Annotated in this window: 15 protein-coding genes; 10 read left to right on the plus strand and 5 right to left on the minus strand. The window is 50.6% G+C overall.

The genetic code is table 11. The features are described from left to right. Nucleotides 1-2: 2 nt before the first annotated feature. The 10 genes from AB4875_RS00745 (at nucleotide 3) to AB4875_RS00790 (ending at nucleotide 8,378) form a co-directional block, all read left to right on the plus strand. Nucleotides 3-590, plus strand: coding sequence for a YggT family protein (locus AB4875_RS00745; RefSeq protein WP_368374116.1), 588 nt, complete (start codon nucleotides 3-5; stop codon nucleotides 588-590). 3 nt (nucleotides 591-593) lie between these two features. Continuing rightward, entirely contained in the window at nucleotides 594-902 is a 309-nt protein-coding gene (locus AB4875_RS00750) for a DUF167 domain-containing protein (protein ID WP_368374117.1), read from the plus strand. 80 nt (nucleotides 903-982) lie between these two features. Next, complete coding sequence (gene metX, locus AB4875_RS00755; RefSeq protein ID WP_368374118.1) at nucleotides 983-2,167, plus strand: homoserine O-succinyltransferase MetX; 1,185 nt, start codon at nucleotides 983-985, stop codon at nucleotides 2,165-2,167. After that, nucleotides 2,157-2,747, plus strand: coding sequence for a methionine biosynthesis protein MetW (gene metW, locus AB4875_RS00760; RefSeq protein WP_368374119.1), 591 nt, complete (start codon nucleotides 2,157-2,159; stop codon nucleotides 2,745-2,747). The genes metX and metW overlap by 11 nt, the downstream gene beginning before the upstream one ends. 23 nt (nucleotides 2,748-2,770) lie before the next feature. Then, complete coding sequence (locus AB4875_RS00765) at nucleotides 2,771-3,238, plus strand: DUF4426 domain-containing protein (protein ID WP_368374120.1); 468 nt, start codon at nucleotides 2,771-2,773, stop codon at nucleotides 3,236-3,238. A gap of 11 nt (nucleotides 3,239-3,249) precedes the next feature. Beyond that, nucleotides 3,250-3,864, plus strand: coding sequence for an RdgB/HAM1 family non-canonical purine NTP pyrophosphatase (rdgB, locus tag AB4875_RS00770; RefSeq protein WP_368374121.1), 615 nt, complete (start codon nucleotides 3,250-3,252; stop codon nucleotides 3,862-3,864). Nucleotides 3,865-3,866: 2 nt separating this feature from the next. After that, nucleotides 3,867-4,523, plus strand: a complete 657-nt coding sequence (locus tag AB4875_RS00775) for a 2Fe-2S iron-sulfur cluster-binding protein (protein ID WP_368374122.1) — start codon at nucleotides 3,867-3,869, stop codon at nucleotides 4,521-4,523. A gap of 254 nt (nucleotides 4,524-4,777) precedes the next feature. After that, nucleotides 4,778-6,421, plus strand: coding sequence for a TIGR03545 family protein (locus tag AB4875_RS00780; RefSeq protein ID WP_368374123.1), 1,644 nt, complete (start codon nucleotides 4,778-4,780; stop codon nucleotides 6,419-6,421). A 307-nt stretch (nucleotides 6,422-6,728) separates the two neighbouring features. Then, complete coding sequence (locus AB4875_RS00785; RefSeq protein WP_368374124.1) at nucleotides 6,729-7,292, plus strand: DUF2179 domain-containing protein; 564 nt, start codon at nucleotides 6,729-6,731, stop codon at nucleotides 7,290-7,292. Nucleotides 7,293-7,526: 234 nt separating this feature from the next. Next, nucleotides 7,527-8,378, plus strand: coding sequence for an alkaline phosphatase family protein (locus AB4875_RS00790; RefSeq protein WP_368374125.1), 852 nt, complete (start codon nucleotides 7,527-7,529; stop codon nucleotides 8,376-8,378). Between the two features lie 78 nt (nucleotides 8,379-8,456). On the opposite strand, the gene AB4875_RS00795 is transcribed toward AB4875_RS00790, so the two are convergent. The 5 genes from AB4875_RS00795 to hemC all read right to left on the minus strand — a co-directional run bounded on the left by AB4875_RS00795 (nucleotide 8,457) and on the right by hemC (nucleotide 12,972). Further along, entirely contained in the window at nucleotides 8,457-8,765 is a 309-nt protein-coding gene (locus AB4875_RS00795) for a tetratricopeptide repeat protein (protein WP_368374126.1), read from the minus strand. Between the two features lie 89 nt (nucleotides 8,766-8,854). Next, complete coding sequence (locus AB4875_RS00800) at nucleotides 8,855-10,075, minus strand: heme biosynthesis HemY N-terminal domain-containing protein (protein ID WP_368374127.1); 1,221 nt, start codon at nucleotides 10,073-10,075, stop codon at nucleotides 8,855-8,857. Further along, a complete protein-coding gene (locus AB4875_RS00805) occupies nucleotides 10,072-11,226 on the minus strand; it encodes a uroporphyrinogen-III C-methyltransferase (protein ID WP_368374128.1) in 1,155 nt (384 codons plus the stop codon). The genes AB4875_RS00800 and AB4875_RS00805 overlap by 4 nt, the downstream gene beginning before the upstream one ends. A 20-nt stretch (nucleotides 11,227-11,246) precedes the next feature. Beyond that, on the minus strand, nucleotides 11,247-12,044 hold the full coding sequence (locus AB4875_RS00810) for a uroporphyrinogen-III synthase (protein ID WP_368374129.1): 798 nt from the start codon (nucleotides 12,042-12,044) through the stop codon (nucleotides 11,247-11,249). After that, nucleotides 12,022-12,972, minus strand: a complete 951-nt coding sequence (gene hemC, locus AB4875_RS00815) for a hydroxymethylbilane synthase (RefSeq protein ID WP_368374130.1) — start codon at nucleotides 12,970-12,972, stop codon at nucleotides 12,022-12,024. Before hemC ends, AB4875_RS00810 begins: the two co-directional genes overlap by 23 nt. Between the last annotated feature and the right edge of the window lie 34 nt (nucleotides 12,973-13,006).

Genomic DNA, 13,006 nt, shown 5'->3' on the forward strand with positions numbered 1-13,006 from the left:
GCATGTCAGCCGCTGCCGAAATCACCACCATGTTACTAAATACTCTAGTCAGCTTAGCGATTGCCGCATTTCTGTTACGGATGATCCTGCAATTAGTGCGCGCCGATTTTTACAATCCGATCTGCCAATTTTTGGTTAAGGCCACTAACCCGCTGGTGATACCGCTGCGCAAAATTATTCCCAGTGTTGGCAAAGTCGACACCGCCTCACTGCTACTGGCGCTCATTGCCCAAGCTATCGGGATCACCCTGTTATTCCAAATATACGGTGGCGGCTTTCCCAACCCCATGCAGCTAATAATATGGTCCGTCATTGGCCTGTGCAGTGCGGTACTAAATCTGTACTTCTTTGCCATTATCGGCAATATCATTTTGAGCTGGGTTGCCCAGGGAACCAGTAATCCCGGCGCTCAAATTCTGTATCAAATCACTGAACCGGTAATGGCGCCATTCCGCAAACTGCTGCCGGCAATGGGCGGCCTAGACTTATCACCGATTTTTGTTTTTTTATGCATCAATGTACTTGAAGTCATGCTCCGTCATGTCGCTGCCAGCGCCGGCCTGCACCCTGCCTTAGTTATGGGGCTGTAAATCGTGGCTGAGCTGCCCGCGTTTTTTCGCTGGCATGGTGGTAATTTAGTGTTGCTCTGCCATATTCAGCCGGGCGCAAGCGCCAATGAGTTTGCCGGCCAGCATGGTGATCGCTTAAAAATCAGGATTCGCTCAGTGGCGACAGACGGCAAAGCAAATGCCTGCTTAATCGCATTTATAGCCAAAGAGTTTGGTCTTAGTAAACAGGCGGTGGAACTCACCGCGGGCGCGCAAAGCAGACAGAAAACACTTAAAATTTCAGCGCCCGTAAACATACCAAGCGCGCTGAATATAGTGATAACAGCACAGTAAGTCCGTTTTTAACGGCCGACAAAAGCTCAACCCGCCGGCGACACGCAAGCCCATGCCGGTTAATAAGGATATCGGTGCAAATGACAGAAGCTCCGCCCAGCACACAAAATGCGGATAACAATAGCGTTGGCATTGTTACGCCACAAACGCTGCACTTCGACCAGCCCCTGCTACTGGCCTGCGGCCGCGCCCTGCCAGAACACGATATTATTTACGAAACCTATGGCACATTAAACGCCGACAAATCCAATGGCATATTAATTTGTCACGCCTTGAGCGGCCACCACCACGCCGCGGGCAAACACAGTGAAAAGGATCGCAAAACCGGCTGGTGGGACAGCTGTATCGGGCCCGGCAAGCCCATAGACACGAATGTCTTTTTCGTCCTTAGCATCAATAATATTGGCGGCTGTCATGGCTCTACCGGCCCCACCTCCATCAACCCAGAAACCGGCCAACCCTGGGGGCCAGACTTTCCACCACTGCGCTGCAGGGACTGGGTAGAGAGCCAGTTTTTGATGATGCAACACTTTGGCATCAGCCAGTGGGCAGCAGTCATTGGCGGCAGTTTGGGCGGCATGCAAGCCATGCGCTGGGCACTTGAACATCCCGACGCCCTGCGCCACTGCATCGTGATTGCCTCTGCCATGAAGCTGTCGGCCCAGAACATCGCCTTCAATGAAATTGCTAGACGCGCCATTACCTCAGACGCCAATTTCCATGATGGCCGCTATCTTGAACACAACACTCTGCCCAAGCAGGGCTTGGGACTGGCGAGAATGGTGGGTCATATTACCTATCTGTCAGAAGACGGCATGAAGCAAAAGTTCGGCCGCGATCTCAAAACCGGTACTCTCTCCTTGGGTGCTGGGTCAGAAACTGCAGTGGAGTTTGAGGTAGAAAGCTATCTACGCTATCAAGGCGAGGCCTTCTCAGGCAGCTTTGACGCCAACACCTATTTGCTCATGACCAAGGCGCTGGACTATTACGATCTGGCTAGGGAGTATAACGACGATCCTGCTGAAGCCTTTAAACACGCCAAGTGTTCCTTTATGGTCATTTCGTTTACAACTGATTGGCGTTTTGCTCCTGCGCGGTCACGGGAAATAGTTGACGCCCTGGTCGCCGCTAACAAAGCTATCAGCTATGCAGAAATAGCTGCGGATCACGGCCACGATGCATTCCTCATTCCCATTCCGCGCTATATGGACGTCTTCCACGGCTATATGAAACGACTCAAACAGGAGCTTGGCCATGCGATTTGACCTCACCCTGATTCAGCCGTGGATTAATGCCAATAGTCGCGTTCTCGACCTCGGTTGTGGCGATGGCATGTTGCTGGAAACCCTGGGTAAAGAAAAAAATGTATCGGGGGTGGGGCTAGAAATAGATCCTGACAATATCACCCTTGCATTGGCACGCGGCGTCAACGTCATTGAGCACGACCTCAACGTCGGTTTGGGCAACTTTCGTGACGACAGCTTTGACATGGTGGTCATGACCCTAGCTCTGCAAACCCTGCGCTATCCGCATTTAGTCATAGACGAAATGCTGAGAGTGGGCCGGGAGTGCATTGTTACCTTCCCAAATTTCGGTCACTGGCGCAGTCGCTGGTACTTGGGACATCGGGGTAAAATGCCGGTATCCAAATATCTTCCCTATACTTGGTACGACACGCCAAATATTCACTTTTGTACGGTCAAGGATTTTGAAACCCTGTGCGCCGACAAAAACATCCGGGTACTGAACAGCAGCGTAATAGCTGCTGACAATAGCCAATCAGCATTAGCCAATCGCTTCCCCAACTTACTGGGTGTCACGGCGGTTTATCATATTAGTAAATAATACTGCGCATACAGAGCATCACTATGAAAGTACATTTGAACTACGCCGCAATTTTCACCTTGGTTTTCACTAGCTTACTTAGCTTAGCAAGCCAGGCCCAAGACGCACCGCCAGTCACTGAAACCAGCTCAAGCTTCGGCAAAGACACCGTGCATTACAGCGTCTTAAACACCACTTTTATTAGCCCACAGGTAGCCAAAAGCTACGGCATTGTTCGCGGCGAAGATAAGTTTTTAATTAACGTCTCGGTTCGTCGCCAACTCGATACCAGCAATATTGCCGTGCGCGCTGATGTAAAAGGCACTAGCTCTGACCTGATCTACGTCAACACCTTGGAGTTCCGAGAGATCATTGAGCAAGACGCCATTTACTACATTGCCGAGTTTGATATCAGCAATGACGAGCGCCAAAACTTTCGCCTGTCTGTGAGCGTGGACAATCGCCCGAGTTACGACATCCAATTCAATAAAATGCTGTATCTCGACAAATAAGAGTAGGCACCGTGTCCTCATCGTCTGAAAATATTGTTGTACTGGCCAGTGGCAACCGGGGAAAGCTGCTTGAACTCGGCCAGCTGCTTGAAGGCGTGGGTATAACGCTGCGCAGCCAAGCAGATTTTGAGGTAGTAGAAGCAGAAGAAACTGGGCTCAGTTTTATAGAGAACGCTATTCTCAAAGCCCGCAATGCCGCTCGCCAAACTGGCTTTGCCGCGCTGGCCGACGACTCCGGTCTGTGCGTAGACGCACTCGGCGGCGCACCCGGTATTTACTCGGCGCGTTACGCTGGCGCCAATGCCAGCGAAGCCGACAACAATGCCACCCTGCTCACGGCGCTAGCGGATCAAAGCAATCGCCGCGCCCATTTTCACTGCGCACTGGCTTTTGTTCGCCACGCCGACGATCCGGCGCCCATAGTATGTGAGGGGCTTTGGCAGGGCGAAATTCTCAGCGCGCCACGGGGCAGCAATGGCTTTGGCTACGACCCGCTGTTTTATGTCGCCGAGTTAGCACTGTGCTCGGCAGAACTCAGCAAAGCCCAAAAAAATCAGCTCAGCCATCGCGCATTGGCACTGAAGCTATTGCTGCCCAGATTACACTCTGAATATCTCGGCAGTTAGTCGTGGCCCCACCAAGACTCACCATTGTCGACGCCGCCCTCAGTCTTCCCATTCGCCATGATCATACTCTGCTGCAACACTGCCTAGCCGCAGAGTTAGCCGTCAGCCGCAGCTGCCGCAACGGCAACTGTGGACGCTGCGACAGCAGCTTGCTAAAAGGTCGGGTAAAACTTCGCAATGGCAATACTGTGGAGGCGCCGGCGACAATCCCTCTGTGCATTGCCTTTGCATTAGATGAGGTTGAAATCAGTAATTTACCACTCATCAAACTGCCTATATTTTGGCGCTGCCAGTGGCAAAATTCGCGAGTATTGGTCCTGCCTGCTGGAAGACAAACTCCACCGCACGAAGGGGATATTTGCGCGGTTCTCTTTGAAGGCTCTGTAGAGCTTAATGAAATAGCTGAGGTCAACGGCCGCAACATAGTGCTGCTCAAACCTGCGGCCAACACCCCCGAGGTAAACAGCGTCAGCCTGATCACCATAGACGCTGAGCATGAAGGTCAATATACACTTTGGCGCGAATACAAAAGCCAGCGCCAAGTGGTGTGGCAAGGCATTAATCATGTCACCGCCCGATCTGCCCAAACGGCGTATCAAGCAAATACATGCAAAGGCAGCTACCACATTATTCACGACGCCAGTACAAAGAAGCCATAGTGTTTCTGGCTTTAAATCTAGACTCACCAAATTGCACTAAATACCATAAGCGCAGTCTGAACCGCATGCGGTTTATGTGACTCAACTACACGTTATAATGACTCACTAGCGCTAAGCTGAACGCTAAATTATGGCGGCTAAGTATTACGAATAACCACAGCGCCACATCATGAAAGTTGTTCAGTGAAATAATTTTCTGCAGGTATCCGCGCCTTCCGCGTTTACCTGCTCACAAAATCTGGAGAAGAAGTCTCATGTTCAAACGGATTATGCAGGGTATTGTCGTCCTGCTAGTAATTGCGGTCGTCGGTGTTGTTTTTGCCCTTGAGCCCATCGCCAAGTTTATGATTGAACGCGAAGGCAGCAAGCAAGTTGGCGCCCGAGTCGATGTCGATAGTGTGGATATAAGCTTCTACCCCACCCACGTTGCTCTCAATGGCCTGACCGTTGCCAACCCGCAAGAACCTATGCGGAACCTGCTGCAAAGCGAGAAAGTCTCCGCTGATGTAGACGCCAAAGCCCTCTTTAAAATGCAGGTGATTGCAGATCAAGTTCTGCTATCCGGCCTGCAAATGTATACCGAGCGCAGCACCCCAGGCACCTTGGACGGCAGTATGCCCCCAGCCAAGGACGAAAGCGCCAGTGGTATGCCCAGTATTTCCCTGCCCGACCCCAGCGCATTACTGGCCGAGGAGAAAGCCACTATCCAAGCCGAAGTAACTGACATTCAAAACGGCTTTAGCGAGATCGAATCACGCTGGAAAATCAAGTCAGAAAAAGTGCCCGACCAGGCCCAATTCGATCAATATAAACTGCGATGGGATGAACTCAAAAATAAAAATGTTATTGAACGTATAGCGGGCGCCAAAGAATTACGTGACGATATAAAGGCCGAACTGCGTCAATTTGATAATCTCAAAGACGACCTTTCAACAGACTCTGCCGCGGTTAAATCACTTAGTGCGCGCGCCGCTAACCTCCCCGCCGACCAATCTAAACGTATGATGTCTAAATACGGCCTAGATCAGGGCAGCGAAGGTATGCTGCGCTTTCTACTCGGCGATGAAGTAAACGCTCTCGTGCAGCGTGGACTCAGCCTATACCAAGAAACCATGGGTAATATAGCGAGCAAAGAAGAAGCCGCACCCAGCAGTGAACCCGCAGCCGAATTACCTGTGAATATTTTAATTCGAAAAATTCTCATTGACGGCTACCAAGTTATCGGCGGCGAAAAACTGGCCTATTCAGGCGAAATTAACGACGTCACTGACAAGCAAGATTACTGGAACAAACCGATCACCATGGCACTGCGTGGTGGTATGGAACAACAATCGCAGCTGGTAATTGATGGCATTTTTGACCAGCGCAATGACACCGTTAAAAGTGTGTTCAATATGGCCCTAAAACAGCTGGCGCTGTCTGGTGTGTCGCTATCACAAAGTCCTGAGCTACCCCTGCAACTAGAAAAGGGCATTGCTGATATTGCCGCCAACTTCTCAATTGATGGCGACAATCTAAAGGGATCGGTGGCCGGTTTGGTAAACCAAGCCAAACTATTAGTCGCCCAAACTGCCACCAACAATAAAACCGCCACCCTGCTTGCCGCGGCATTAGAAGACGTCTCCAAGCTGGTTATGGACCTGAGTGTTAACGGCACCGTCAATGAACCTGCCATTAAACTAAAATCCAATCTCGACGGTATTTTGGGTGATGTGCTCGGCGCCGAGCTCAAGTCGCAACTTGGCGATGTGCAAGAAAAACTCAAAACCAAACTCAGCGCAGACTACGGCCCACAAATTGCTAAATTTCAAGATAAGCAAAACATGCTAGGTCAATATCAAGATCTGCTCGGAGATCGTGAGGCGGCACTAAAGGCCTTAATGAAGGAAATGATGTAAGCCAAGGGTAAGCCATGGCAATGAAAATCTCTTCGTAAAGCTCCCTAGACACTTAGGGCTTTAAACAACAATAAGGGTCACATGAAAGCCACTTCCATGTGACCCTTATTTTTTTACAATTGCGCTCACCTGCGAAGGGGCTACACTTCGCCATTCGAACACCATCCTTCTGGCAACGCTCTCTCACCGGTATGCCCGCACTGCCATCACTCACCCACGCCAGTACTCCGCTTTTGTTCAGAATAAATAGCGGCATTCAGCTGGCATAGTTCACTTATGCGTTTAGCCATTTAATCAGGAAGCAGTAATGACAGATTTACTCGTCACATATCCCTATTTATTAGCGCCGGTGATATTCTTTGCCCGCGTTACCGATGTCTCACTTGGCACCTTTCGAACGATTGTGGTGTTTCGCGGCCACAAGTTTTTAGCCGCAATTATTGGCTTTTTTGAAATCATGATCTGGCTAGTGGCGGCGTCACAGGTACTAACAAACCTAAACCAGTGGTATCTAGCCTTGGCATACGCCGGCGGTTTTGGCGTGGGCAACTATGTTGGCATGTGGATAGAAAGCCGGTTCGCTATTGGCAATGAGCTTATTCGCTGCATATCATTCAATCGCGATGTCTTGGCAGAAAAGATCAGAGAAGCGGGGTTCAAGGTCGTTTCAATCGATGGCGATATGGGCAATGATAAGGCCGTCGAAGTGTTATACATTATTGAAAAACGCCGCAATATACCTACGCTTATCCAGCTGATTAAAGCTTTGGATAAAACCGCCGTTTACTCGGTGTCCGATGTTAAAAGTGTTTATGACGGTGTCGACCTTTTGCCGAGGCGCAGCTTTTTTGGCAGCGGCCAAATGCATTAACAACGGCATTGTAAGGGTGACTTACATAGCTGAAGACCCAAAACCGCTAGCGCGAATAGCGTGGTACTAGCTGGCTATTAATTTCACACTCCATCAAGACCTTGTGCTATCGTCAACTTAGAATAAAAAACATGTTCTCACTGTCATGTATTGTTCACAGTAACAACCTACTCTCGACTCAATTTATTTGAATTATCGGCTGATATTGATCGGCCATGACCGTGGTAGGAAAATATGTCACAAAAAGTAATACTCGTCGTGCTCGATGGCTTAGCTTATGAAACAGCCGAGCAATGCATGGGCTTTCTTCAGGGCTTAAAGGCTCAGGGCAGCACCACACTTTATAAGTTGCAGTGCGAGCTACCGTCTAAGTCGCGGCCACTATATGAAACCATTCTCACCGGTGTTCCCCCGGTTCTGAGCGGTATCGTACACAACGATGTCATCCGCAATTCCAATCAGCAAAGCGTCTTCAGCATGGCCCATAAACAAGGCCTGACCACCGCTGCTGCCGCCTTCCATTGGTTTAGTGAACTCTATAACCGCAGCCCCTATGATCCTATACGAGACCGATACACTGACGACCTCGAACAACTGATTCAACATGGCTGTTTCTATCATGGTGATCACTACCCGGATAACTATCTCTACCTAGACGCAGAAACGCTGAGACGTCGTTACAATCCAGACTTCTTATTAATACATCCTATGAACATCGACAATGCCGGACATAAATCGGGCGTGGACAGCGCTCACTACCGCAATACCGTCAGAGTCTCAGATGGCGAACTATCCAAATATGTCCCCACCTGGATTGATGAAGGCTATCAGGTACTCATCACCTCAGACCACGGAATGAACGCCGACAAGAGTCACGGCGGCACTCTCCCTGAAGAACGTGACATCCCCTTATTTGTGATCGGTGAGCACTTCTCCCACCAGTCCGCCTGCGCGCCAAAACAGACGGAAATCTGCGGCTCCATCTGTGAACTGCTAGGTATTACTGACCACAACAAGCCGGTCACCAAAGATCTATTGCTGGATGCCCAAATAGTGCATAAAAAGCATATGGCCGCGGTTAGCTAAGAAGCAGGCGGCAAACCCTATATCTTACTGTTTGCAGAAAGGGGCTGGGGCAGCGACTAAGCTATAAACGCTTCAGCCTCACTTTTTGAGTTTTTTCAAAAAGACCGTAATTTCTTTTTCAGTTTGTTTATCCGCTTTCCGCGTAGCCACTTCCAAACCTGTTTGCCACACAGTTTCTGCCGAGGCTTTATCACCTAATTGCAGATGCGCTTTGCCGAGTAAATTCCAGGCCGCGGAATAGTCTGGATCAATATCGACACAGCACTGTAAATGTTCGCGGGCAAGATCTAGATTTTTATCGTCGAGGTAGGCTTTGCCTAAGCCGAAACGCAGCATGGCGCTGTCATTTCCCTTGGCAAGCATTTTTTCTAGGGCGGCGACATTCACATTAACTTCCCATTATTTTGCCGCGTCTTGCCTACAACCAAGCAAACAAACGCGGTGATTGATTTTGCTCATTACAGCCGCTCAGAATATTAAGCTCCGCTCACACGAGGCTGTGGTAATTCCGGTAGCGCTTGCCCCTGAATTTGCAGAGCTTCTCGAGTATAGCGTTCAGCGTCGTTATACTCGCCCAGATTGCTGAGCAAGCGACCAAGTTCAAAGCCAAGTTCAGCACTGGCATTGCGGCGATAAGCTTGTTCAAAATACTCTTTAGCCTTTCCCCATAATTCATTACGCAATGACAAACGCCCCAAAGTTAATAATAGCGCGCTATCGTCACCGTGATCTTTCAACCACGACTCTGCAACACTGAGCTGACGCGACAGATCTGTACCGGCAATATAGCCATAAAGCAGCACCAAGTTGCTAGACCAGTTCTGTTTTATGGCTTGGCGCAATACTTTCTCTGCGCTTGCTTGATCACCCAGGGCAAGCAAGGTTCGGCAATAGGCCAGCACGAGATCGGCGTCATGCTGCCAAGCGCGAGAAACATGCTTCCACCACTGCTGCACCACCGCCACGTCAGACTGCATAGCCGACTGCTCCAACTGCCCCATGAGCGCCTCGCGCTCTAAGATATCAATTCTTTCTACAGGGAGAATATTGTGTTTACGTAAATCTGGTAGCAGCGCTAACAAGGAGGTCCAATCGCGCAAACCGGAATACACTTTTTCCAATAAACTCAGCACTGAAGGATGGCGTTCGGCATTGCGACGAGCGCGGGTCAAAGTGGCTAACGCTTCTTCAAGGTGGCCATTGTCAATCTGCATTTGCGCCTGAGTTAGTGCCACCGCGATACTCGCTTTGGCGCTGGTACCCTCAGCCAAACTGAGATAGTGACGACTCGCCTTGGCATCACCTAGGGCATGGCTGGCACGGGCAGCCAATAAGTAATTGATTAGCGGTGCGTCACTCCCTTTTAAAGCATCGGTTAATAAGCGCCGCGACTTTTCCCAATTACCTTCGATAAAAGCGATCATTCCCAGGGTGGTATGACTGCGGCCGCGACTAGCTTGGCGGTCGCTCCAAAAGCTGCCAATCTTTTGCGAGACTTTGGCGCCACGGCGCAAGCTAAGAAAAAGCACGATCAATAGAAACAAAAAGACAAACAGTAGCGCCAAACCCACCCACATCGTCATTTCGACGGTGGTTTGGCCATAGGCAATCAAAATATAGCCGGGGTCTTTTTCAATCGCCATCGCCAAGCCGGCGGCTACAATTAGAGTAAGCAGAACCGCAATGAATATTTTCATTGGCGAGCCTCTTTCTGCCAGCGGTTACTTTTCAGGTACTCTTTCAGCATGCGCAGCGAGCCAGAAATATCGGCTAGTTCGGCATCTACCTGAACTTCCGCAAGGGTATTTATTTGCGCAAGCAAGGCGTCGCGCTTTTCATCAAGCTGATAATAACGATTTAACCACGCCGCGGCTTTTTCCAAAGCGCGCTCATACAATACCGGTTGGTTTGCCAGCAGCGCTAACTGTGCTTGCTCGAACATTAGTTGCAAACTTGCCCGCAACACGGCTTCTTGCTCAGGCGCCAACTGCGCGCGGAAATTGTCTTGATGATGATCAATACGAATATAGCTGCGGAGTTTTTCCCATGCTGCAGTCAAACCACCTTGTAAGCGCTGCTGCCAAGCGGACTCTTCTACCTGAACAGGTATGGGCACGTAGCTCGGCGCTTTGTATATCCTGAGTTTTTCGACTTCGCTAGCCAGCGCTTGCAAGGCCAAATAACTGCCCTCAACATCGCGCTCAGCGCTGTTTTGCAAGGCGCCAATCTCTCTTGCTAATTCGGCGCGCACTGGCAGTAGAGCCGGCTCGTCTAGGTCTCGCAATATTTCATCGGCACTGCCCAATAGCTGCGCAGCGGAGCGCGCATCATGACTGAGCTGGGCGCGCTGATTAGCGAGTCGCAGCAAGTATTCAGCCTCTGCCAGCAACCAATCTTGGCGGTCTACGGTAGCCAGCGACTCCACCGTGACTTCTAGGTTCTGACTGCGCATAGTTAGGGCGTCTAAGCGTGTCCCGACATCGCTGCGCAGCTGAGATAGCGCTTCGCGCTGGGCGCCGATCAATGCTTTAAACTCACTCTGCGAGGTGCTGAGCGCGCGTAATTCTGAGTCAAAATCCGCATTGGCATTTTGTTTCTGCGCAGCCAGCAGCTGGTCTTGTTGATACATCCAGCCAGCCAAAACCAGAGCAGCAAGGGCGATAAGCAATGCCAGCAAGCCCAGCACATTACCACCGGACTTTTGTTTTACTACATGCTTCACTGGCGGTTTGTCTGCCGGTTTATTGACTTTTTTATTCGCGCTGGGTTCGGGCACATTGATTACCGCCGGCTTTTGCTCTGGAGTGGTAATTGCGTCTTTATTATCTTCCGGTTTATCGCCGCTCATTATGCTCTCTCAAGATCCATTTAATGATGTATAGACGGATTGTTCTGTACATAGTGCTTTAGGGCTGTAAGGCTTGCTGCAGTGGCGGCATTATCAGCCTGTATCACTGTTTGATAGCCCTGAGCCTTCGCAATGTCTGCCACCCGCGAACTTGGCACCAGTACCGGGTATGGCAATGCCGCCGCACCCATCAGCTCAGTAAAGTGGCTGAGGGTTTCGCCGCTATTTAATGCAACCATATTTATCTTGTGTTGTAACAGCAATGCCTGCAATTGACCACTGTCGATATCAGGTTTGCAGCGCTGATAACACTCTGCATAATCAACTACCGCACCGCGCTTCCTCAACTCAGTGGCCAAAAACTCCCGACCACCGACGCCACGGATAATTAATATCTTAGACTTATTGATGTGTTGAAGGTCGCCGCAGGCCAGCAGACTCTCGCTATTCATTGCTTGAGCACTATGGCGGACGGTGATGTCACGCTCGGCGAGCGCCGCTGCGGTGGCCCCTCCAATTGCATAGACATCAATATCCATTGGCCACTGCGGCCAGTATTGCTCTATTTGATCTAAACCATGATGCACCGAATTCACGCTGATAAATATTAAGCTTTGGTAGCTATCGAGATTCATCAGCAGACTGCGACATTGTTTAATTTCGGCCTCATGCTCCGGTAAAGACAGCGGCGCGATATTTAGCAAGGGCTGCAAGACCGACACCGCACCCGCCGCCGTTAAGGCGGCCGCAAATTCGGCACTGCGATCGGCTGGTCGCGTAACCAATACCCGTAAATTATTCAGCTTTACTGTCGCCATATACTGCCTTCAATATTGCGCCGGCACCCTGCTTCAGCAACGCTTCTGCCACCGCCACACCCAAGGCTTCAGCTTGATCACGAGGACCACAATGCTCGGCGGTTAAAACCACTTCACCACTGGGTGCGCCCACTAAACCGCGCAGCCAAAGTTGCTTAGGGTCTTTAGGGTCAGCAATTGCATAACCGGCAATGGGCACCTGACAACCGCCTTCAAGACGGCGATTCATGGCCCGCTCAGCCATCACTTGCTCTGCGCTTACGACATTGTGTAGCGGCTGTAATAGGCCAATGACTCTGGCGTCGTCCAAGCGGGTTTCAACACCAACCGCACCTTGGCCGCAGGCAGGCAAACTAGATTCAACCGACATTAGGGAGGCGATGCGATCTTCTAGTTTAAGACGAATCAAACCCGCCGCAGCCAGAATAATGGCATCAAATTCGCCTTCATCGAGCTTGCGTAAGCGGGTTTGCACATTGCCGCGCAAGCTGGAAATTTGCAAATCTGGACGCTGCGAGCGAAGCTGACACTCGCGACGCAAACTAGATGTACCAACCCGAGCGCCCTGGGGCAAGGCATCGACTGAAGGGAAGTGATTACTCACAAAGGCGTCACGCGGGTCTTCCCGCTCGCAAATAATCGCCAAGCCCAAGCCTTCTGGAAACTCCATTGGCACGTCTTTCATAGAGTGCACCGCAATATCGGCGCGACCATCCACAAGCGCCTGCTCAAGCTCTTTAACAAATAAGGCTTTGCCCCCAATTTTGGATAGCGGCGAATCTAGCAATTGATCGCCTCGGGTGGTCATTCCCAGTAATTCGACCTCTAAACCGGGATGGGCAGCCTGAAGCTCTGCCTTGATGAACTCCGCCTGCCAGAGTGCCAGCAGACTTTCGCGGGTAGCGATGCGGATTGTATTGTCAGACATGAATATTTCCGTAGAACTCCGTGGGGTCCCCATG

This window comes from Zhongshania sp. R06B22 (assembly GCF_040892595.1).
Classification (GTDB): Bacteria; Pseudomonadota; Gammaproteobacteria; order Pseudomonadales; family Spongiibacteraceae; genus Spongiibacter; species Spongiibacter arctica.

What these genes read in the sequence shown, in the direction of transcription:
- AB4875_RS00800 (WP_368374127.1), bottom strand. Translation starts at nt 10,075, where the DNA reads ATGAAAATATTCATTGCGGTTCTGCTTACTCTAATTGTAGCCGCCGGC.
- AB4875_RS00805 (WP_368374128.1), bottom strand. Translation starts at nt 11,226, where the DNA reads ATGAGCGGCGATAAACCGGAAGATAATAAAGACGCAATTACCACTCCA.
- AB4875_RS00810 (WP_368374129.1), bottom strand. Translation starts at nt 12,044, where the DNA reads ATGGCGACAGTAAAGCTGAATAATTTACGGGTATTGGTTACGCGACCA.
- AB4875_RS00785 (WP_368374124.1), top strand. Translation starts at nt 6,729, where the DNA reads ATGACAGATTTACTCGTCACATATCCCTATTTATTAGCGCCGGTGATA.
- AB4875_RS00765 (WP_368374120.1), top strand. Translation starts at nt 2,771, where the DNA reads ATGAAAGTACATTTGAACTACGCCGCAATTTTCACCTTGGTTTTCACT.
- AB4875_RS00745 (WP_368374116.1), top strand. Translation starts at nt 3, where the DNA reads ATGTCAGCCGCTGCCGAAATCACCACCATGTTACTAAATACTCTAGTC.
- AB4875_RS00780 (WP_368374123.1), top strand. Translation starts at nt 4,778, where the DNA reads ATGTTCAAACGGATTATGCAGGGTATTGTCGTCCTGCTAGTAATTGCG.
- AB4875_RS00790 (WP_368374125.1), top strand. Translation starts at nt 7,527, where the DNA reads ATGTCACAAAAAGTAATACTCGTCGTGCTCGATGGCTTAGCTTATGAA.
- metX (WP_368374118.1), top strand. Translation starts at nt 983, where the DNA reads ATGACAGAAGCTCCGCCCAGCACACAAAATGCGGATAACAATAGCGTT.
- hemC (WP_368374130.1), bottom strand. Translation starts at nt 12,972, where the DNA reads ATGTCTGACAATACAATCCGCATCGCTACCCGCGAAAGTCTGCTGGCA.
- metW (WP_368374119.1), top strand. Translation starts at nt 2,157, where the DNA reads ATGCGATTTGACCTCACCCTGATTCAGCCGTGGATTAATGCCAATAGT.